This is a genomic window from Actinacidiphila sp. bgisy144 (genome assembly GCF_057708105.1).
The window spans coordinates 14,048-35,244 of sequence record NZ_JBYIRM010000011.1 but is presented as its reverse complement, the minus strand read 5'-3'; the positions used below and the strand labels follow the sequence as shown (position 1 = coordinate 35,244).

Here is a 21,197-nt window from a genome sequence, read left to right as displayed (position 1 = left end):
GCTGCCGCCCCGCGGGGCCCGTGGGAGGATGCCAGGGCGCCGCGATCCGGCGCGCCCGACGGCAGGAGTGCCAAGACCGAGAGGAGCCGCCACGTGCCCGGCGAGAACCTGAGCCGTGAGGAGGCCCGCGAGCGGGCCGCGATCCTGTCCGTGGAGCGGTACGACGTGGCGCTGGACGTGCGCTCCGCGGTCGGTCCGGCGGCCGGGAGCGGACCGCGCACCTTCCGGTCCACCACGGTGATCGACTTCCGCTGCGCGCGGCCGGGCGCGTCGACCTTCGCCGACCTGATCGCGCCGTCGGTGGCGTCGGTCCGGCTCAACGGCCGCGAGCTGGACCCGGCGGCGGTCTTCGACGGCACCCGGATCGCGCTGGCGGACCTCGCCGAGCGCAACACCCTGGTGGTGGACGCGCACTGCGCCTACAGCCGGACCGGTGAGGGCCTGCACCGCTTCGAGGACCCCGAGGACGGCGAGGTCTACCTCTACACGCAGTACGAACCGGCCGACGCCCGGCGGGTGTTCGCGAACTTCGAGCAGCCGGACCTGAAGGCGCCGTTCTCCTTCCGGGTCACCGCGCCCGAGGGCTGGACGGTGCTGGGCAACGGCGCGGCGGACGGCGACCCGGTGCCGGCCGAGGGCGGCGGCGCGACCACCGCGTTCGTGCCCACCCAGCCGATCTCGACGTACATCACCGCGGTCGTCGCCGGGCCCTACCACGTGGAGCGCGACCACTACGCGCGCACCCACCCGGACGGCGCGGTGCTGGACATCCCGCTGTCCGCGCTGTGCCGCCGCTCGCTGGCCCGGCACTTCGACGCCGACGCGATCTTCGACGTCACCAAGCGCGGCCTGGACTTCTTCCACGAGAGCTTCGACTACCCGTACCCGTTCGGGAAGTACGACCAGGCGTTCGTGCCGGAGTACAACCTCGGCGCGATGGAGAACCCGGGCTGTGTGACCTTCCGCGAGGAGTACGTCTTCCGCGGCAAGGTGACGCGCGCGTCGTACGAGGGCCGGGCCAACGTCATCCTGCACGAGATGGCGCACATGTGGTTCGGCGACCTGGTGACCATGCGGTGGTGGGACGACCTGTGGCTGAAGGAGTCGTTCGCCGACTTCATGGGCGCGTTCGCGCTGGTGGAGGCGACGGAGTTCACCGAGGGGTGGATCACCTTCGCCAACCGCCGCAAAGCGTGGGCCTACCGGGCCGACCAACTGCCCTCCACCCACCCGGTGGTGGCGGACATCCCGGACCTGGAGGCGGCGAAGCTCAACTTCGACGGCATCACGTACTCCAAGGGCGCCTCGGTGCTCAAGCAGCTCGTCGCGTACGTGGGGCGGGACGCGTTCCTGGAGGCGGCCCGGCGGTACTTCAAGCGGAACGCGTACGGCAACACCACGCTCGCGGACCTGCTGTCGGTGCTGGCGGAGACCTCCGGGCGGGACATGGCCGCCTGGTCCGCGGCGTGGCTGGAGACCGCCGGCGTCAACTCCCTGACCCCGCAGGTGATCTGCGACGCGGAGGGCCGGATCACCGAGCTGTCGGTGGCGCAGACCGCGGACGGCACGCAGCCGCGGCTGCGGCCGCACCGGATCGCGGTCGGCCTCTACCGGCACACGCCCGACGGCACGTTGGAGCGCTACGCCCGCGCGGAGGCGGACGTCGCCGGGCCGTCCACGGCGGTGCCCGAGCTCGCGGGGCAGCCGCGGCCGGACCTGGTGCTGGTCAACGACGACGACCTGACGTACGCCAAGACCCGCTTCGACGAGGTGTCGCTCGCAACGCTGCGGGAGCGGCTCGGCGACCTCTCCGACCCGCTGGCGCGGGCGCTGGCCTGGTCGGCGGTGTGGAACCTCACCCGGGACGCGCTGATGCCCGCGCGGGACTACCTGGGGCTGGTGCTGCGCTTCGCCGGGCAGGAGACCGACATCGGCGTGCTCCAGTCGCTCCACCAGCAGGCGCGGACCGCCCTCGTCCACTACGTCGCGCCCGGCGCGCGGGAGGAGGCCGGCACCGCGCTCGCGGCGGGCGCGCTGCGGGAGCTGCGGCAGGCCGAGCCGGGCAGCGGGCACCAGTTGGCGTGGGCCCGCTTCTTCGCGGCGTCCGCCGCCTCCGCCGCCGATCTCCAGCTGGTCCAGGGGCTGCTGGACGGTTCCGCGAAGATCGACGGGCTCGACGTCGACCAGGAACTGCGGTGGACCTTCCTCGAAACGCTCGTCGGCGAGGGCGTCGCCGGGGCGGACGCCGTCGCGGCCGAGCGGCGCCGCGACGACACCGCCTCCGGGCACCGCCACGAGGTGCGGTGCCTGGCGGCCCGGCCCGACGCCGAGGTCAAGGCCGCCGCCTGGGCCGCGGTGGTCGACTCCGACACCCTGTCCAACGCCCTGGTCGAGGCCACCATCGCGGGGTTCGCCCAGCCCGGGCAGCGGGAGTTGGGCGCGCCCTACGTCGCGCCCTACTTCGAGGCGATCGAACGGGTCTGGGCCGAGCGGTCCATCGAGATCGGGATGGACGTCGTCCGCGGGCTCTACCCCTCGCTCCAGGACGGGGACGTGGTGCTCGCGGCCACCGACGAGTGGCTCTCCGAGCGGGCGGGAGCCGCGCCGGCGCTTCGGCGGCTCGTCCTCGAGGCACGCGACGACCTCGCCCGCGCCCTTCGGGCACAGGCCTGCGACGCGCCCAAGTAGCCGCGCGCGTCCGGCCGTTCGCCGCCGTGGCCGCGAAGCGACCCCGGCGGCGGGCCGGCGGCCTGGTGCGCGCGAACCCGCCGCAAAGCCCGGACGGGCTGATCGGCACCGAACGCGGGGAACTTTAGGCTCGGGTTGTCCGAGTTTGTCGACGGGTGTGTAACAAGGGTTAGTTGGGGGCCCTTGGGAGGGAAACACTCGGGCATGACCGCGAACGATCTGACCTCCCACGCACTGGACCGCCGCGACGGCTGCGACGAGACGGTGGTGACGTTCCACCGGCTGCGAGAACTCGGCATGACGGCCGCGCAGATCGGCGAGTACTGCCGCCCGGGCGGCCGTTGGCAGCAGATCCTGCCCGGGGTGTGCCTGCTGCACTCGGGCCCGCCGAGCAGCGAGGAGCGCGTGCGGGCGGCACTGCTGTACGCGGCGCCGGTGGGCGGGGGCCGGGGGGCGATGGTGACGGGGCTGGCGGCGCTGGCGCTGTACCGCTTCACGTCGGTGCCGCCGCTGATCGGGCTCCCGATGATCGACGTGCTGGTGCCGTGGCAGCGCCGGCTGCGCGACGCGGGCGACGTGACGGTGCACCGCACCCGTGAACTGCCGTACCCGACGGACGTGGTGGGCCTGCCGTGCGCTCCGGTGCCGCGGGCGCTGGCGGACGCGATCGCGGAACTGGGGGACACCGACGCCGTACGGGCGCTGCTGACGGAGGCGGTGCGGTCGGGGCACTGCGACGGCGCGGCGGTGCTGCGGGAGCTGTCCCGGGCGGGGCTGCTGCACCGCCCGACGGTACGGCGCGCGGTGGACGTGCTGCGTACGGAGGACCGCGCGATGGCCGAGCAGCGGCTGTACGCGATGGTGCGCGCCTACCAGCTGCCCGACCCGGTGTGGAACGTGGACCTGCGGCTGCCGGGCGGCCCGCCGCTCGGCGGGGTGGACGCGTACTGGCCCGACCACGGTGTGGCGGTCTGCCTGGACCCGGCCGACGACGCGCTGTGGTCGTACTACGCCCGGCAGCGCGAACACGTGGAGGCGCTGGGCATCACGATGGTGTTCCTGTCCCCGGTGAAGCTGCGGGACGCCGCGGCGCAGCAGGCGGCCGTGGTCCGCACCGCGCTGATGGCCTCGGGCGAGACGGACCCGGCCGCCTATGTGGTGGTCACACCGCGCTGAGCGCGGCCGCGGCCGGCCTCACCTCTTCCTCACCTCTTCCTCAGCAGGAGTTCGGCGTTGCGGTCGTGGGCGGCGCCGCTCGCGGAGGTGATGTCCGCGCCGGGCGCGTTGAACGCCAACTCGCGGTAGAGCGAGGCCAGTCCGGTGGTGGACAGGTCGTGGAAGTCGGTGCGGTGCGGGGCCGCGGACTCGATCAGCGTGGTGATCAGCGACAGCGTCCCGTCGTGGTTGTCGACGAGTTCGATCACCCGGGCGAGCTGCGGGTAGTCCACGTGGGAGGCGGTGTTGACTTCCCAGAAGGTGTCGCGCGGGGCGATCCGGTTGTGGTGGCTGTGGCCGTTGATCCAGGCCAGCACGTTGCGGTGCCGGTTCAGCAGCGCGGTGAGCTCGTCGCCGCCGTGCCGCTTCTCCTGCGGCCGGGCGGGGTCGGTCCGCAGGTTCGTCATGCTGTGGCCGGCGTGGTGGCTGAAGACCAGCACGTGCTCGTCGGCGTGCTCGGTCAGGGTGCGGTCCAGCCAGGCGAGTTGCTCGGAGCCGATGGAGCCGAGGAACGCGCCGCCGCGGTCGGTGGTGTCCAGGCTGACGCCGAGCACGCCGTCGGCGACCTGGAAGGTGTAGTAGAGGTGGTCGGCGTCCACGCCCTCGGCGGCGTAGCCGTGGCCGACGGGACCCGCGCCGGTGCGGCTGGGGTCGAGGTGCGCGTCCAGGTACTCCTGCGGGGTGAACGGGACGCGCCGGGCGTCGGCGGTGACGGTGCGGGCGGTACGGGCGTAGCGCTGGAGGACCTCGCGGACGAGCGCGCCGTCCGGGTCCTGCTGCGAGGACACCGCCCGGTACACGCGCATCATGTCGGCGTGCGGCACCTGCTCCAGCTTGCGGTCGCCGACGGCGGTCTGCGCGGCGAAGGAGCCGTGCGGTCCGGACCGGTAGGCGCCGCTGAACAGGGCGTCGTGGTTGCCGACGGTGGAGTACCAGGGGATCTTCAGGCCGGGGGCGGTCAGCGGGCGCATGGCGGCGGTCAGATAGCCGGGCAGGTGCGGGAAGCCGAGCTTCTTGTCGGCGTCGGTGCGGGCGCTCTCCGGCTGCCAGAACAGCGGCAGCCCCGAGTTCTGGATGCCCTCGAACGCCTGCGGGTCACCGGTGTTGGGGTTGATCCGGCCGCCGCTCATCGCGGTGAGGAACCAGTCCAGCTCGATCGTGGAGTTGTTGTCGGTGTTGTCGCCGGTGGTGATGGCGAAGGACAGCGGGTGGCCGGTGACCGGGCCGCCGCGCAGGCTGTTGACCCGGTCGATGATCGACAGGGTGCTCAGGACGGACAGCGCCTCGTGGGGGCGCCAGTCGTGCGGGCCGTGCTCGCGCATCCACTCCATGCGCAGCGGCGACTGGACGTCCATCACGTGCAGGTCGGTGAGTTGGACGAACGCGGCGATCGCGGTGCGGCGCTCCAGGCGGCGCGGGTCCGCCGGGGCGAGGTCGGCGCGGACCACCCGCTTCCAGCCGGGGCCGTCCGTCAGGCGCCGGTAGGCGCCCTTGCCGGTGGGGGTCGCCACCGAGTGCAGGGTGGTGCCGACGGTGGTCGGCTCCACCGCGGTGGACGCCGTGGCGGCGGGCGTCTCGGGCGGGGCGGCGCTGCGGCGGGCCGCGCTGCTCGGCGCCGCCGTCGGGTGGGCGCTGGCCCGGTCGGAGCCGGGGCCGAAGAGCCATGCGGCGGCGCCGCCGGCGGCTGCGAAACCGGTACCGGACGCGATCAGCAGGGCGCGGCGGTCGAGGTGGGGGCGGTGGGGAGGGGTGCGGGTGGGCTCGGGTGCGGGCATGTCGTTCCCCCGTGGGGAGGCTGTGGCGTACGAGCGGCCCCGGGCGTGGGGCACCCACCGGGATGGTTGGCAGCGGAAGTGGCGTGCTCCGTAACGCGGAGCGAACGCGGAATGCCCATCTCCGGGCACGAATGTCCGTTCCCGCGTTCGTCATCCGGCCGAGCGCCGCCGTTCCCCTCCACGACCCCCCGTCCGCCCTCCGCGGCGGCCCCGTGCGCGCGCGACCGTACGGCGCGGGGGTAGGAGGAGGGCACCCCGGGGTAGGGGTCTGTGCACGCACTGTGAGGACGGAGGCACGATGGACCGGGTACGGCTGGCCGGGTTGTACGGCGTGGACGTGGCGTACCGCCCGACCGCGGACAGGGAGGTGGCCGTCCCGACGGAGACGATCGTGGCCGTACTGGCCGCGCTCGGGGTGGACGCGAGCACGCACTGCGCGGTGAAGGACGCCCTGGCGGCCTACGAGCAGCGCGCGGGCAACCGCCTGCTCGACCCGTGCACGGTGCTGCGGGCCGGGCACGACACCCTCGACGCGGTGCTGGCCAGGCTGCCGCACGGCACCCAGTTGACGGCCACCTCGCGCACCGGCGAGCCGCTGCCGGCGGCGCCCACCGCGCCGGGCCGCTACGCGCTGCGCGCCCGGACGCCCGACGGCCGCACCTCGACCGGGGAGCTGGTGGTGGCGCCCGAGCGGCTGCCCGGGCCGCCGGGGCGCACCTTCGGGTTCATGGCGCAGCTGTACTCCACGCTGTCCGCGCGCTCCTGGGGCATGGGCGACCTCGCCGACCTCGCGGACCTGGCGGCGTGGTCCGGCCGCACCCTGGGCGCGGGCTTCGTGCAGATCAACCCGCTGCACGCGGCGGTGCCGGGCCGCCCCACCGACCCGTCGCCGTACCGCCCCTCCTCGCGGCGCTTCCCCGACCCGGTCTACCTGCGGGTGGAGGAGATCCCCGAGTACGCCTACCTGCCGGCGGCCGCCCGCAAGCAGATGGCGGAGCTGCTGGCGGCGGCCGGCGGGCTGCGGGACGGGGTGCTGACGCGGGACGCGCTGATCGACCGGGACGCGGTGTGGGCGCTGAAGTCGCAGGCGCTGGAGCTGCTGCGGGCGGTGCCGCTCAGCCCCGGCCGCCGGGCGGCCTACGCGGACTTCCTCGCCGAGCAGGGCCAGGCGCTGGACGACCACGCCACCTGGTCGGCACTGGCCGAGCTGCACGGCCCGGACTGGCACGCCTGGCCGGCGGGGCTGCGGGACCCGCGCTCGCCGCAGGTGGCGCGGGCGCGCAGCGAGCTGCTGGAGCGGGTGGACTTCCACGCCTGGCTGACCTGGCTCACCGACGGGCAGCTCGGCGCGGCGCAGGAGGCCGCCCGGGCGGCGGGGATGCCGGTCGGGGTGGTGCACGACCTGGCGGTGGGGGTGCATCCGGCCGGCTCGGACGCCTGGTCGATGCAGGACGTGCTGGCCGCGGGCATCTCGGTGGGGGCGCCGCCGGACGCCTTCAACTCCCGCGGCCAGGACTGGGGCCTGCCGCCGTGGCGCCCGGACGCGCTGGCGGCGACCGGCTACGCGCCCTACCGGGACCTGGTGGCGCGGATGCTGCGGCACGCCGGGGGCCTGCGGATGGACCACGTGATGGGCCTGTTCCGGCTGTGGTGGGTGCCGCAGGGCCGCCCGCCGACGGAGGGCACGTACGTCCGCTACGACGCGCGGGCGATGCTGGGGCTGCTGGCGCTGGAGGCCCATGAGGCGGGGGCGGTGGTGATCGGCGAGGACCTGGGCACGGTGGAGCCGGGGGTGCGCGAGGAGCTGGCGGACCGGGGGGTGCTGGGCACTTCGGTGCTGTGGTTCGAGCGGGACTACTCCGGCGCCGACCCCGGGCACCGCCCGCTGCCGCCGTCGGCGTGGCGGTCGGCGTGCGTGGCGACGGCGACCACGCACGACCTGCCGAGCACCGCGGCCCGGCTGACCGGGGAGCACGTCGGGCTGCGGCACCGGCTGGGGCTGCTGGGGCAGCCGCTGGCGGCGGCGCAGGCGGCGGACGCGGCGGAGGTCGCGGAGTGGATCGCGCTGCTGGGCCGGCTGGGGCTGCTGCCCGACGGCCCGGTGGAGGAGGAGGGGGTGGTCCGGGCGGTGCACCGGTTCCTGGCGCTGACCCCGGCGCGGATGGTCGGGGTGTGGCTGCCGGACACCGTCGGCGACCGGCGCCCGCAGAACCTGCCGGGCACCTCCACGGAGTACCCGAACTGGCGGCTGCCGGTCGCCGGGCCGGACGGGCGGCCGCTGACCCTGGAGGAGTTGGCCGCCTCACCCCGGCTGCACACCCTCACCGAGGAGCTGCGCGCCGCGCTCGCGACGCGCCCGACGCGCCTGTAAGGCACCCCGCGCGCACGAGGCGCGGACGCGGTCACTACATTGAGTACGTGGACAAGAAGCTCACCAAGAAGGTCGTGCGCGCCGGGGTCGTCACCACCGGTACTGCGCTGATGCTGCTCATGTCGTCCCCCGCCTTCGCCCTGTCGCGCAGCGACGGCGACGACCCGGGTTCCGGCCTGAGCGTGCTCCAGACCCTCGGCCTGTTCGTGGCGCTCCCGCTGGTGCTGTTCGGTGTCATCGCCGGGCTGGTCATCGTGACGGACAAGTCCCGTAAGCAGCAGTAGCCCCGGCGCCTGACGGCGCCCCCGGGCACCCCGACGCGCCGCCCCCGACGGTACGGGAGGCGGCGCGCGGGCGTTGCACGCGGGCGCTTTCTGCGGGCGCTTCGTGCGGGCGGTGGCTCACGTGTGCCGGCGGCTCACGTGTGCGGGCGGCTCACGTGTGCGGGCGGCTGCCCTTCTCCTGCTGCGGGAAGCTCTGGTCGGCCCCCGGCAGCGTCGGCTTGGGCAGCGTCGCCACCTCCTGCTCGGCCTCGGCGAGCTGCTCGGCGGTGTTGTCCGGCAGCTTCGGCGCCTGCGCGGTCGCGTCGTCGAAGCGGAAGGCCGAGGTGAGGTCGCCGAAGGTGCGGCGGCGCCACTGCGAGATGTTCGGCTCCTGGACGCCGGTGAACTGCTCCAGGAAGCGCAGCGACGAGGTGTGGTCGAACGCCTCGCTCGCCACCCATCCGCCGACCGTCCACGGCGAGACGATGATCGCCGGGACCCGGAAGCCCGCGCCGATCGGCTGCCCGTCGATGTACTCGTCGGCCGTGCCGGCTTTCGCGGTCGGCGGCACCACGTGGTCGAACAGGCCGTCGTTCTCGTCGTAGTTGAGGATGAACGCGGTCTTCGCCCACACCTTCGGGTTGGACGCGATCGCCTCGATCTTGGACGCGACGAAGTCCGCGCCGGCCGCGGGCAGGTAGTCCGGGTGCTCGGACTGGTAGCTGGTCGGCAGAATCCAGGAGACCGCGGGCAGCCGGTCGTTGCGGGCGTCGTCCTCGAAGGTGCCCTCGGGCTGGTACACCATGGCCCGCTCGTACAGCGGGTCGCCGGGCTGGGCGTCCTGGAACCGCTGGAACTGCGAGAGCATGTTGGTGCCGTAGTTGTCGGTCTCCTGGTAGACCTTCCAGTCCACCCCGGCCGCCTGGAGCCGCTCCGCGTACGTCGTCCAGCGGTACGGCGTCGGCGCCGAGTTGCTGATCACCGGGCCGCCCTTCGTGCCGCCGGGGTCCACGGTGCCGGTCATCCAGTACAGCCGGTTGGGCCAGGTCGGGCCCATCATCGAGCAGTAGTAGTTGTCGCAGATGGTGAAGGTCTCCGCCAACGCGAACTGGAACGGGATGTCCTCCCGCGTGTAGTAGCCCATCACGTACGGGCCGTTGGCGCCGTCGGCCGCGCGGTGGGCGGGCAGCCACTTGTCCATCGCGCCGCCGTTCCACGCCTGGTGCTGCACTGTGTAGGCGTGGCTGGTGGAGGGGATCGCCTGGGCGCTGGTGCTCTTGGTGTCCAGGTGGAAGGGCAGGGTGTAGCCGTCGGGGTTCTCCGTGTCGGGCTGGTAGAACACCGAACGGCCGGTGGAGAGCTTCTTCGCGTCCGGGTCGCTGAAGCCGCGCACACCGGACAGGGTGCCGAAGTAGTGGTCGAAGGAGCGGTTCTCCTGCATCAGCATGACCACGTGCTCGATGTCGCGCAGCGAACCGCTGCGCGGCGGCCCCGCGGCGACCGCCTTCTGCACGCTCGGCGGGAGCAGCGACAGCGCGGCCGCGCCACCCACCGCGCCCGCTGCCGATCCGAGGAGTCTGCGACGCGTCAACTCGGCCATGAACGTTCCTCCTTGAGCCGTCTGGTGGGCCCCCTTGCCGAGAGCCCCACGGCAGCCTGGACGGAGGGACGCGCGGGTCGATGGGGGCAGCCGGTGAACACGTGGCCAACGTGCAGGAAGCAGTTGGCCACACCTTTACCTGTGTCACCGCGGCGCCACTCCCGTACCACCGCGCCGTTCACCTGAGCGCCACGCCGTACAGTCCGCGCACAGCTGTCCCACAGCGCGAACGCGGCGGTGCCCCGGTCCGTCAGGGACCGGGGCACCGCCGGGGGGAACGCCTGCGAGAGGCCGCGGGAGGAGTCGGGCGTTACCCGGCCGCCTCGTCCACCGCCTGCGCCTTCAGGGCGCGTTCGACGCCGGAGCGGGACTCCACCACCAGCCGGCGCAGCGCCGGCACCGGCTCGGCCGAGGCCAGCCACGCGTCGGTGGCCTCCAGGGTCTGCCGCGAGATCTGGAGCGAGGGGTAGAGGCCGGTCACGATCTGCTGCGCCATCTCGTAACTGCGGGAGTCCCACACGCTCTTGACGGACGCGAAGTACCGCTCGGCGTAGGGGGCGAGCAGTTCGCGCTGGTCGCTCTGGACGAAGCCGCCGATGACGGCCTCCTGCACGGCGTTGGGCAGCTTGTCCTCGTCGACCACCGACGTCCACACCTCGGCCTTGTTCGCCGCGTCCGGGCGGGCGGCGCGGGCGGCCGCGGCGTGCTGCTCACCGGCGGAGGTGGGGTCGCGGACCAGTTCGGCGTCGATCGCGTCCGCGCCGGCCCGGCCGGTCGCGGCCAGCCGGATCAGCAGCGCCCAGCGCAGCTCGGTGTCGACCGCGAGGCCGTCGTAGGAGCGGGTGCCGTCCAGCAGGCCCTGGAGGATGTCGAGCTGCTCGGGGGTGCGGGCGGTGCCGGCGAACGCCCGGGCCCAGGCCAGCTGGTGGTCGCTGCCCGCGTCGGCCGCCTGGAGGTGCTCCAGCGCCGCCTGCGTCCAGCGGGCCACCTCGGCCTCCCGCCTACCCGGCGCCACATACGCGTCCAGGGCCAGCTTGACCTGGCGGTGCAGCGACTGCACCACGCCGATGTCGCTCTCCTTGCCGATGCCGTGCAGCACCAGCTCCAGGTAGTCGCGGGCGGCCAGTTCGCCGTCGCGCGTCATGTCCCACGCGGCCGCCCAGACCAGCGCGCGCGGCAGCGACTCGGTGAAGTCGCCGACGTGGTCGCGGACCACGGCGAGGGACTGCTCGTCCAGCCGGATCTTGGCGTACGACAGGTCGTCGTCGTTGAGCAGGAAGACGTCCGGGCGGGCGGTGCCGGCCAGTTCGGGCACCTCGGTGCGCTCGCCGTCGACATCCAGCTCGATCCGGCGGGTGCGGACCAGCACGCCGTCCTTCAGGTCGTAGGCGCCGATCGCGATGCGGTGCGGCCGCAGCACCGGCACGCCCTTGGCGCCGGCCGGAAGCGCGGGCGCCTCCTGCCGCACCGCGAAGGAGGTGACGGTGCCGTCGGCGCCGACCTCGATCTCCGGCCGCAGCACATTGATGCCCGCGGTCTCCAGCCACGCCTTCGACCAGGACTTCAGGTCGCGCCCGGAGGTCTCCTCCAGCGCGCCGAGCAGGTCCGACAGGCGGGTGTTGCCCCACGCGTGCCGCTTGAAGTACTGCTGCACACCGGCGAAGAAGGCGTCCATGCCGACGTAGGCGACGAGCTGCTTGAGGACCGAGGCGCCCTTGGCGTAGGTGATCCCGTCGAAGTTGACCAGGACGTCTTCCAGGTCGTTGATCTCCGCCATGATCGGGTGGGTGGAGGGCAGTTGGTCCTGCCGGTAGGCCCACGTCTTCATGCTGTTGGCGAAGGTGGTCCAGGAGTGCGGCCACTCGGAGCCGGGGGCGTGCGCCTGGCAGGCGATGGAGGTGTAGGTGGCGAACGACTCGTTGAGCCAGAGGTCGTTCCACCACTCCATGGTGACCAGGTCGCCGAACCACATATGGGCCAGCTCGTGCAGGATGGTCTCCCCCCGCACCTCGTACGCGGAGTCGGTGACCTTGGAGCGGAAGACGTACTGGTCGCGGATGGTGACCGCGCCCGCGTTCTCCATCGCGCCCGCGTTGAACTCCGGGACGAACAGCTGGTCGTACTTGGCGAACGGGTACGGGTGGGCGAACTTGTCGTGGAACCAGTCGAAGCCCTGCCGGGTGACGGCGAAGATCTCCTCGGCGTCCAGGTGCTCCACGAGGGAGGGTCGGCAGTACACGCCCAGCGGCACGCTGCGCCCCGCCCCCTCCCAGGTGCTGTGCACCGAGGCGTACGGGCCGACGATCAGCGCGGTGACGTACGACGAGATGCGCGGGGTGGGCTCGAAGACCCACACGCCGTCCTCGGGGGCCGGCGGCGTCGGAGAGTTCGACACGACCGTCCAGCCGGCGGGCGCCTGGACGGTGAAGGCGAAGGCCGCCTTCAGGTCGGGCTGCTCGAAGGAGGCGTAGACCCGGCGGGAGTCCGCCACCTCGAACTGCGTGTACAGGTACGCCTGCTTGTCGACCGGGTCGACGAAGCGGTGCAGGCCCTCACCGGTGTTGGTGTAGGCGCAGTCGGCGACGACCCGCAGCTCGTTCGGCCCGGCGGGCAGGTCGTCGAGGGCGATCCGGGAGTCGGCGAAGACGCGGTCGGCGTCGAGCGCGGTCCCGTTGAGCACGACTTCGTGGACGGCCGGGGCGATCAGGTCGATGAAGCTCGCACCGGGCTCGCGGACCTCGAAGCGCACGGTGGTCACCGAGCGGAAGGTCCCGCCGTCCTGGGCCCCGCGCAGGTCCAGCTCGATGTCGTACGCTTCCACGCGGAGCAGGCGCGCCCGCTCCTGCGCCTCCGCACGCGTGAGGTTCGTACCAGCCACGACGGCCTTCTCCTTCACTGCCGAACTCGTCGAACGTGTCGACCGGATCGATCCGGATAGCGATCACCCGGGTCCCGCTCACCGGGTTTCCGCCGGTGGCAGGCCCATCCTCGCACGTTCGCCGCCTCCCCCGCGGGCGTCGGCCCGCCCAGGGAAAGGCGGTGCCTCGGCGGCGCCGGCGACGCGGTGGAGGCCGGCACCGCGGTGCGCCCGGGGCGGGCGGGCGTACCGCGGTGGGAAGCAAGAAGCCCGGATCTCAGGCTGATATGCCGTCGATCCGGGCCAGGGCGTCGTCCGCGCCGAAGGGTTGCAGGTATGGCAGCCACCTCGGGTCCCGATGTCCGGTCCCGATGATCCGCCAGGCCAGCCCCGACGGCGGGGCCGGTTGATGGCGCAGCCGCCACCCCAGCTCGGCGACGTGGCGGTCCGCCTTCACGTGGTTGCAGCGTCTGCACGCCGCCACCACGTTGTCCCAGGCGTGCTGGCCGCCGCGGCTGCGCGGGATGACGTGGTCGACGCTGGTGGCGGCGGCCCCGCAGTACGCGCACTTGCCGCCGTCCCGGGCGAAGAGCGCCCGGCGGGTCAGCGGGACCGTGCCCCGGAAGGGGACGCGTACGAACTTGGTGAGTTTCACGACACTCGGCGCGGGCAGCGCCTGGGTCTCGCTGTGCAGGTAGGCGCCGGATTCCTCCAGGCACACGGCCTTGTTGTTGAGCACGAGGATGAGCGCGCGGCGTAGCGGTACGACGCCGAGTGGCTCGTACGACGCGTTCAGGACCAGGACATGCGGCACGGATGCCTCCTTAGGCGCCGGCGGCGCGTGGCTCGCGCCGGGACGATCTGGCCTCAGTCTCTCCGGAATGCGGTGCACTGCGCCACCATGCCCGGGTAACGGACCGAGGGTGTTTTGGACCACACTCGCGCCCCTGCCGCTCCGGGTCCCTGGTAGGACAACGCCGCCGCACCCTCCATACATCCCCCGATCAGCGGCCTTCCGCTCCTCCGCGGGGCAACGAGACGGCATCGTTCACGTGTTTGGCCGCCGTTACATTGGAGCCCTCGCACCCCGAGCCCCCGGGCTCCCCCGACGGAGGTCCCCGTGTCCAGCCCGACGCCGCAGCCCCAGAACACCGCGCCGTTCGCCGACGTGCCCCGTTCGGCGGCGCAGGCCAGCAGCTGGGTGGACGACAACTGGGCGAACTGGCTCACCTCGGGCCTGCGGATCGTGCTGATCGTCGCGATCGCGGTGGTACTCCGTTCGGTGGTACGCAAGACCATCAGCCGGCTCATCGAACGGATGAACCGGGGCGCGGAGGTGGCCGCGAACACCGCGCTGGGCGGGCTGCTGGTCAACGCCGAGCGGCGCCGCCAGCGCAGCGAGGCGATCGGGTCGGTGCTGCGCAGCGTGGCGTCGTTCCTGATCCTGGGCACGGCCGCGCTGACGGTGCTGTCGGTGCTGAAGATCAACCTGGCGCCGCTGCTGGCCAGCGCCGGGGTGGCCGGCGTCGCGATCGGCTTCGGCGCCCGCAACCTGGTGACGGACTTCCTCTCCGGCGTGTTCATGATCCTGGAGGACCAGTACGGCGTCGGCGACGTGATCGACGCGGGTGTGGCGACCGGCACCGTGGTGGAGGTCGGCCTGCGGGTCACGAAGCTGCGCGGCGACGGCGGCGAGATCTGGTACGTCCGCAACGGCGAGGTGAAGCGGATCGGGAACCTCAGCCAGGGCTGGGCCACCGCGGTGGTGGACGTGCAGGTCGGCGCGGGTGAGGACCTGGACCGGGCCCGCGCGGTGATCACGGCGACCGCGGACGACATGGCCAAGGAGACGCCCTGGGACGAGCGGCTGTGGGAGCCGGTGAAGGTGCTCGGGCTGGAGTCGGTCGCGGAGGACTCCGTGGTGCTCCAGGCGCAGGCCCGCACCATGCCCGGCCAGGCCGCGAGCGTCTCCCGCGAGCTGCGCTGGCGGATCAGGCGCGCCTTCCTGCGCGAGGGCATCGAGATCACCGGCGGCCCGGGCGTCCTCGTCCCGGCCCAGTCCGGCGGCGGCCAGGACGAGGACGGCCCCTCCGCGGGGGCCGAGCAGGACAGCGACGACTGAGCACCGCCGCACACACCGGCAGAGGGACGGACATGGACAGCACGAACACGGCCGCAAGCACCGGTACGAGGACGGCCGCGGCCGGCGGCTGGTCGCTGCGCCCCTCGACGCCCGCCGATGTCGAGAAGGTCGCCGACCTGCGCGCGCTCGTCATGCGCCCCGACCTCGAACGCCTCGGCCGCTATGACGAGCACCGGGTCCGGCAGCGGCTGCGGGACGGCTTCTCCCGCGAGCACACCTCGATCGTCCTGGCGGACGGCGCCCTGGCCGGCTCGGTCACCTTCCGCCCCGAGCCCGACGGCTCCCGCGTCCTGGAGCACTTCTACCTCGCCCGCGCCCACCAGGGCCGGGGCCTGGGCACCTGGGTGCTGGGCACGCTGCTCGCCCGCGCGGACCGGGCGGGCGAGACCACCCGCCTGATCGTGCTCCAGGGCAGCGCCGCCCGCCGCCTGTACGAGCGGCACGGATTCACGGTCGAGTCCGAGGACCCGATCGACGTCTTCATGGTCCGCCCGCCCGCACCGGCGGCGTCGTAGCGAAGGCGCAGCGCGGCGGCTCAGCGCGGCGGCTCAGCGCGGCGGCGCGCCCTTGGACGGGATGAGCGCCGCCGTCACCGTCATCGGCCGGTCGGTGAACGCCGTCAGGTACAGGTGCTGGTGCGGCGGGAACCCGCGGTAACCGCCGGGCGGCCGCAGCAGGTAGGTCGTGGAGGCGTGCGGCGCCAGGGTGCGGTCGCCGGACTCGATGGACCACCAGTTGGAGGAGCCCTGGCCGCTGCGCGTGGCGAAGTGCGGGGTCAGCGGCACGGAGCCGCGGTTGGTCACCCGCACGCTCACCGCGGTCACCCCGTGGTGCGCGCGGGCCAGCCGCGGGGTGACCGTCATCGCCATCGGCGGCGGACTCGCGGCGGCCACGGTCACGCACGCCACCGCCGGGACCAGCAGCCCGGCCAGCACCGCCGCCTTCGCGCGCCGCGAGCGCAGCCGCCTCGGCAGCCGCGGCTGCCAGGCGCCGGCCAGCGCGGAGGCGGGCACCGTCGCCAGCGCCGCCAGCCACAGCGGTGTGAGCATCAGGAAGTAGCCGTCCTGGGAGCGGGTGGCGAAGTAGAACGACGCCCAGGGCAGCACCGTGACCGCCGGCCCGAGCCGCCGGACGAACAGGCAGGTCGCCGCGAGCAGCCCGAGCAGGAGCAGGACGCTGCCGTAGGAGTAGAAGCTCAGCCGGCTGCTGCCGTCGGTGAAGTAGTACGAGATGTCCACCACGCCCTGGCCGTGCATGATCGCGTTCTGCGTCAGCGGCAGCATGATGCCGTGCACCCAGCCCACCGGGTCCTGCGCGGCGAAGTAGACGTTGAGCGCGGCCCAGGACAGCAGGGCCGTACCGGTGTAGCGGGCGGTGACGGCCAGCGCGTCGCGGCGGCCGAGTTCGCCGCGCCGTACCGCGTAGAGGGCGACCAGGAGGAACGGGGTGAGGAACCAGGCGAGTTGCTGGGAGGCGCAGGCAGCGCCCAGGCACAGCGCGCGCACCACTCCGGCGCGGCCGAGCCGCCCTCCGGCACCGGTCCGCGGCCAGCGGACCACGACCGGGACCAGCAGCGCGAAGGCGAGCATGGCGGGGTAGCCCTCGCGGGCGTACTGCGGCAGCAGGTCGAAGCCGAGGCAGACCGCGGTGGCCGCGGACCGCCAGGGCGCGGGCAGCATCAGCCACAGCACCACCGTGCCGGCCATCAGGGCGCCGGTGGTCACGACCGTGGCCGCGGCGGTGCTGTGCACCACCAGGTGCACCGGCGCGGTGAGCAGCGCGGCCAGCGGCGGGTAGCCGTAGGTGTAGTCGGCGCCGCCGCTCATGGTCTTGGTGAGCGCGATGCGGGAGTGCTCGAAGAGCCAGGGCCACGGCTGGTCGTAGATCGGCCGGCCGTGGTCGATGGCCTGGGCCGCCTGGGCGGTGAGCACGCCCTCGTCGGCGCCGGCGTGGTGGAGCGCCAGCCGGCAGCCGACCAGGACGAGCGCGATCAGCAGGACCCCCGCGTCGGTCCGCACCAGCGCGCGGCGGGTCCGTACGGCGCCGGCGGCCACCCCCGCGAGGAGGATGCCCGCGTAGCAGACGGAGATGAGCGCGGCGAGCGGCGGGTGCTTGCCCATCGCGTCGGACCAGGTGCCGCGGGTGCCGATGAACAGGCTGATCGTGCCGACCAGGGTCATCCCGCGGTGCCACTGGGCAGGCCCAGCCGAGCCGTCCGGTGCCGTCCCCTCCTTCGGCGCCGGTGCCCGGTCCGGTGCTCCGCCCAGCGCGTCGCGGCGGGCCGGCGCAGGGGCGCCGCCCACCGCCGCGGGTGGCCGCTGCGCCACCGCCCCGCCGCCCGGATGCGAGCCTGCGTCCATACCGACCCTTCCCTCCCCCCGCGCCCTGCCGCCCGCCGGGGTTCCGGCGGCGCGGCGCGGGTGCGCGCGACTACTTGTGTGGAGGGTCGCCAGGGCCTTCGCGTTGCATCGGGCCGGTGCGGAATCCCCCCGACAAGGACGACCGCGCACCCTCCGTCCGGGTTGTCCGGGCGGCCCGTTACGAGTGGGTGAACTCTGGTGGACGCGGGGGTGGGAGGCAGCCGGGGGAAGCGCCGAACAGGCTTGCGGATCAGCCGAGTTGACCGACGACGTAGGAGCCCGCGGGCTGGCGGACCATGATGTTGAGCCGGTTGAACGCGTTGATCAGCGCGATGGTGGTGAGCAGGGCGGCGATCTGGTCCTCGTCGTAGTGCTTGGTCACCGCGGCCCACACCTCGTCACTGACGCCCTCGGCGCCGTCGGCGACGCGGGTGGCCCGCTCGGTCAGCTCCAGGGCGGCGCGCTCGGCGTCGGTGAAGACGGTGGCCTCGCGCCAGACCGCGACCAGGTTGAGCCGGATCGCGCTCTCGCCCGCGTGCGCGGCCTCCTTGGTGTGCATGTCGGTGCAGAACGCGCAGCCGTTGATCTGGCTGGCGCGCAGCCGCACCAGTTCGAGGGTCGCCGCCGGTATCGAGGAGGTCATGGTCAGCCGGCCGGCCGTGGCCAGGTGGGGGATGACCTTGTTCATGAGCGCGTTGCCCGTGAGGTCCATCCGAGCTTCCATGGTGGGTTCCCGCCTTCGCTGTCGCGTGGGTGCGGCGCGTGGTGCGCCGCCTTCACCCGTACGACGGGGCAGCCCGCCGGAGTGTGATGTCCGCGGGACCGCCACACGAGATCTGCGCAGGATCTCCACCGCCCCGGCGCAGCCCGCGGCGGGCCGCTCGCGTGCGCGCGGGCCTCAGGCCGCGGTGCGGGCCCGCAGTTTCAGCACCCGCCGCGGCAGGATCAGCAGCGCGAGGCTGTAGTACTGCAGCACGGGCACGGCGAGCGCGATCGCGAAGGCGGCCACCAGGGCGATGACGTTCCAGTAGCTCTCGGTGAACGACTCGTCGATGTCCACGCGGGCGCCCCGCCCGTCCTCCTCGAGCAGCTGCGGGGTGGACTTGAGGATGCGCAGCATCGCCAGCCGGCACACCATCGTGGCCAGGAGCGTGGCGTAGTAGAAGCCTCCGGCGAACCGGTCGCGGCCGAAGGTGCCGATCATCTCGGTCGGGAGCGGGAGCACGACGACGGCGAGCAGCCACCCCATGTTCCATATCACCAGGGCGCGGGTGAGCCGGGTGACCGCCGAGAAGGCGCGGTGGTGCTCGCGCCAGACGTTCGCGACGACGGCGAAGCTGAGCAGGAAGCTCCAGATCTGGCCGAGGTGGCCGGTGATCACCTCGCTGGCGCCCTTGTGGTCGGCCGAGACCTCCGGCACGAGGTCCACCAGCGGCAGGACCAGCAGGGTGATGGAGATCGCCGTCACGGCGTCGGTGAAGAACACCAGCCGCTCCCCCGACATCGTGCCCTCGATCTTGCTGGACCCGGGCGCCGGCGGCTCTGCGGTGTCGACCCTTTCCGTCCCGATCTCGTCGACAGTGCCGTTGGCACCCATGTGTGCGCACCTCTCCCCTGTCCGGTCCGCCGGAGCCAGCCGGCGCACTACCGGAATCCGCTGGTCGCGGGGGTTCCCACGACCCGCGGGACTCTACCTGAGTTCCATGGGAGGGAAGTTGACGGAGGGGCGCGGACGGGGGCCCGCCGACGGGGGCCGGCCGGCGGCTGGTGAAGCTTTCGAGGAGAACGTCTCGAAGCGGCCGCCGGGTGGCCGAACCCTCGCGGCGACGGGCCCGTCCTGGTGCCGACCGGGTTCAGATGCCCGGGGCGGTGGCCGGGGCGGCGGCCGGGGCAGCGGCCGGGGCAGCGGCGGCCAGTGCCGCTTCGACCCGGCGGTTGCCGGTCATGGACGCCGTGACGGCCGTCATCGTCAACAGGAGTGCGCCGGCGGCGTAGAGCGGGGTGCGGATGTCGTAGGCGGTGGCCAGCCAGCCGCCGAGGAAGGCCCCGACCGGGGCGGCGCACATCGCCAGCATGCGGGAGGTGGAGGCGACGCGGCCCATGAGGTGGGCCGGGACGATCGCCTGCCGGAGGGAGGGCCCGAGCACCATCGTGGCGCCCATGCCCGCACCGCAGACGGCGAGCGCCAGCCCGGCCGCGTACGGGTTCGGGGCGGCGGCCAGCCCGAGGACGGCGAGCCCCTCAACGACGGCCGTGCAGGTCAGCGCGGTGCCGGTGCCGAGCCGTCGGCCGAGGGCGGAGGCGGCGCCCGTCCCGAGCAGTCCGCCGGTGGCCTCCGCCGTGAGGAGCAGCCCGTAGCCGTACGTGTCGATGCCCAGGCGCTCGTGCGCGAAGAGCGCGAGCACGGTCTCCACCGCGAGGAACGCGACGTTCCCGACCGCCGGGCGCAGCGCCAGCCCGAGCAGCAACCGGTCCCCGAAGACGTACGACGCCCCCGCCCGCGCCTGCCGCAGCAGGGACTCGCGCGCCTCCGGCACCGGCCGGGGCACGGCGGGCAGCGTGCGGACCAGCAGCGCGGACAGGACGAACGACACCGCGTCGGCGAGCAGCGGGAACGCCCGCCCGAGCGCGAGCAGCGCGCTGCCCGCGGGCGGCCCCGCGAAGCCGAACATGGCGGTCTGGGCGCCGCGCAGACGGGAGTTGGCGCGCTCCAGCAGCGCGGGGTCGCGGCGCAGCAGGTCCGGCAGGAAGGCCGTGGCGGCCGTGTCGAAGAACAGCCCGCCCAGGCCGAGCAGGAACGCGACAGCCGCCAGCAGCGGAATGCTCAGCGCGTCCAGTACGGCCGCCACCGCGGGGACCGCGATCAGCGCCGCACGCGCGGCGTCCGTCACCCACATCGTGCGCCGGTGCTCCCACCGGTCCACCAGCACACCGCCGAGCACCCCGAACAGCAGCCACGGCAGGGTCCCCGCCGCCGTGACGACCGCGAGCGCCATCGGGTCGCGCGTCAGCGTCAGCGCGAGCAGCGGCATCGCGGCCTGCGACACCCCGTCGCCGAGCGAGGACACCGTCTGCGCGGTCCACAGCCGCCCGAACCCGGCCGGCAACTTCCGTGTCTCCGCGGTCACTTGGCGTCCCCCTCGGCCTGCCGGCGCGGCGCCGGGCGGAACAGTGCGAACACCAGCGAGGTGTCCGGCAGCGACGGGTCCGACAGTTCCCGGTACTCGTCGGCCAGCGCCTCCAGCCGCGCCCCCAGTTGGGCGAACTGCTCGTCCGTCAGCCGCAGATGCGCCATCCGCACATGGCGCTCGCTGTCCGTCCGCGCCGCCTCCAGGTCCGCGACCGCGTGCCGCATCAGCACGTCCGGCCCTCCCTCGCCCGGGTCCGGCAGCACGATCGTCCGCGCGGCCATCGCGTAGTACCGCTCGGTGACGCCCCGCACCTTCCGGGTGCGGACCACCTTCACCAGTCCGGCCCGCTCCAGCAGCCGCACGTGGTAGCTCGAACTGCCCTTCGCCAGGCCCACCCGCTCGGCGAGTTGGGTGATCGTCGCCGGCTCGAAGCGGAGTGCCGCCATGATCCGGTGGCGGGTGAGGTTGGAGACGGCGCGCAACTGCTCGTCCGTCGTGACGTGGAGGGTCTCGGGGACCTCGTCGGTGGGCATGCGGTAATGGTCAAGGGTTCTTGACCATTATGCAAGGGGTGGGGCGGAACGCGGGGCCGGGCGCGCGCCGGTGGAGTCGGCCGCGTCGTCGTGGACTGCGGCGCGTGACGACAGCTAACGTAGGGCTCCGAACGTTGCAGAATGTGGCCACCGTGAAGGGCGGCCGGCCCGGGGGGGCTCTGCACGACCACTCCTCGGCAGCGCCTCGCCCTTTGCTCCCGTCACGTCTGCGTACACCGACAACGGGAGACTGGGTCCGCC

The 21,197-nt window shown here is 73.5% G+C and carries 15 protein-coding genes; 6 read left to right on the top strand and 9 right to left on the bottom strand.

Annotated elements, in window-relative coordinates; genetic code table 11:
* Positions 1–93 precede the first annotated feature (93 nt).
* The gene (gene pepN, locus AC3EVP_RS14930) at positions 94–2,688 is read left to right on the top strand and encodes an aminopeptidase N (protein ID WP_435130304.1); all 2,595 of its coding nucleotides are present in this window, start codon (positions 94–96) and stop codon (positions 2,686–2,688) included.
* Between the two features lie 204 nt (positions 2,689–2,892).
* On the top strand, positions 2,893–3,864 hold the full coding sequence (locus AC3EVP_RS14925) for a hypothetical protein (RefSeq protein ID WP_435130301.1): 972 nt from the start codon (positions 2,893–2,895) through the stop codon (positions 3,862–3,864).
* A gap of 29 nt (positions 3,865–3,893) precedes the next feature.
* On the opposite strand, the gene AC3EVP_RS14920 is transcribed toward AC3EVP_RS14925, so the two are convergent.
* Positions 3,894–5,678: a TIGR03767 family metallophosphoesterase gene (locus AC3EVP_RS14920; RefSeq protein WP_435130298.1), complete on the bottom strand. Its 1,785-nt coding sequence runs from the start codon at positions 5,676–5,678 to the stop codon at positions 3,894–3,896.
* 298 nt (positions 5,679–5,976) lie between these two features.
* Here AC3EVP_RS14920 and malQ point away from each other — a divergent pair, with 298 nt between their 5' ends.
* Together malQ and AC3EVP_RS14910 are read left to right on the top strand one after the other, a co-directional pair.
* On the top strand, positions 5,977–8,049 hold the full coding sequence (gene malQ / locus AC3EVP_RS14915) for a 4-alpha-glucanotransferase (protein WP_435130295.1): 2,073 nt from the start codon (positions 5,977–5,979) through the stop codon (positions 8,047–8,049).
* 47 nt (positions 8,050–8,096) lie between these two features.
* Positions 8,097–8,333, top strand: a complete 237-nt coding sequence (locus AC3EVP_RS14910; protein WP_335978040.1) for a hypothetical protein — start codon at positions 8,097–8,099, stop codon at positions 8,331–8,333.
* 151 nt (positions 8,334–8,484) lie between these two features.
* Here the strand turns inward: AC3EVP_RS14910 and AC3EVP_RS14905 are convergent, their stop codons facing one another.
* The 3 genes from AC3EVP_RS14905 to AC3EVP_RS14895 form a co-directional block, all read right to left on the bottom strand.
* Positions 8,485–9,912, bottom strand: coding sequence for an alkaline phosphatase family protein (locus tag AC3EVP_RS14905; protein ID WP_435130291.1), 1,428 nt, complete (start codon positions 9,910–9,912; stop codon positions 8,485–8,487).
* A gap of 310 nt (positions 9,913–10,222) precedes the next feature.
* Complete coding sequence (gene pepN, locus AC3EVP_RS14900; RefSeq protein WP_435130288.1) at positions 10,223–12,790, bottom strand: aminopeptidase N; 2,568 nt, start codon at positions 12,788–12,790, stop codon at positions 10,223–10,225.
* Between the two features lie 256 nt (positions 12,791–13,046).
* Entirely contained in the window at positions 13,047–13,583 is a 537-nt protein-coding gene (locus tag AC3EVP_RS14895) for an HNH endonuclease (protein WP_103889250.1), read from the bottom strand.
* 306 nt (positions 13,584–13,889) lie between these two features.
* Between AC3EVP_RS14895 and AC3EVP_RS14890 the strand changes: the two genes are divergently transcribed.
* Together AC3EVP_RS14890 and AC3EVP_RS14885 are read left to right on the top strand one after the other, a co-directional pair.
* Positions 13,890–14,891, top strand: a complete 1,002-nt coding sequence (locus AC3EVP_RS14890) for a mechanosensitive ion channel family protein (RefSeq protein ID WP_335978032.1) — start codon at positions 13,890–13,892, stop codon at positions 14,889–14,891.
* A 32-nt stretch (positions 14,892–14,923) separates the two neighbouring features.
* Positions 14,924–15,427 carry a GNAT family N-acetyltransferase gene (locus AC3EVP_RS14885; protein WP_435130283.1) on the top strand — a complete coding sequence of 168 codons (504 nt, stop codon included), beginning with the start codon at positions 14,924–14,926 and terminating at the stop codon, positions 15,425–15,427.
* A gap of 33 nt (positions 15,428–15,460) precedes the next feature.
* Here the strand turns inward: AC3EVP_RS14885 and AC3EVP_RS14880 are convergent, their stop codons facing one another.
* The 5 genes from AC3EVP_RS14880 to AC3EVP_RS14860 form a co-directional block, all read right to left on the bottom strand.
* The gene (locus AC3EVP_RS14880; RefSeq protein WP_435130280.1) at positions 15,461–17,272 is read right to left on the bottom strand and encodes a hypothetical protein; all 1,812 of its coding nucleotides are present in this window, start codon (positions 17,270–17,272) and stop codon (positions 15,461–15,463) included.
* 250 nt (positions 17,273–17,522) lie between these two features.
* Positions 17,523–17,996: a carboxymuconolactone decarboxylase family protein gene (locus tag AC3EVP_RS14875; RefSeq protein WP_335978028.1), complete on the bottom strand. Its 474-nt coding sequence runs from the start codon at positions 17,994–17,996 to the stop codon at positions 17,523–17,525.
* Positions 17,997–18,170: 174 nt separating this feature from the next.
* Positions 18,171–18,869: a TMEM175 family protein gene (locus AC3EVP_RS14870; protein ID WP_435130277.1), complete on the bottom strand. Its 699-nt coding sequence runs from the start codon at positions 18,867–18,869 to the stop codon at positions 18,171–18,173.
* A 256-nt stretch (positions 18,870–19,125) separates the two neighbouring features.
* On the bottom strand, positions 19,126–20,400 hold the full coding sequence (locus AC3EVP_RS14865) for an MFS transporter (RefSeq protein WP_435130274.1): 1,275 nt from the start codon (positions 20,398–20,400) through the stop codon (positions 19,126–19,128).
* Positions 20,397–20,936, bottom strand: coding sequence for an ArsR/SmtB family transcription factor (locus AC3EVP_RS14860; protein WP_335978020.1), 540 nt, complete (start codon positions 20,934–20,936; stop codon positions 20,397–20,399). Before AC3EVP_RS14860 ends, AC3EVP_RS14865 begins: the two co-directional genes overlap by 4 nt.
* Between the last annotated feature and the right edge of the window lie 261 nt (positions 20,937–21,197).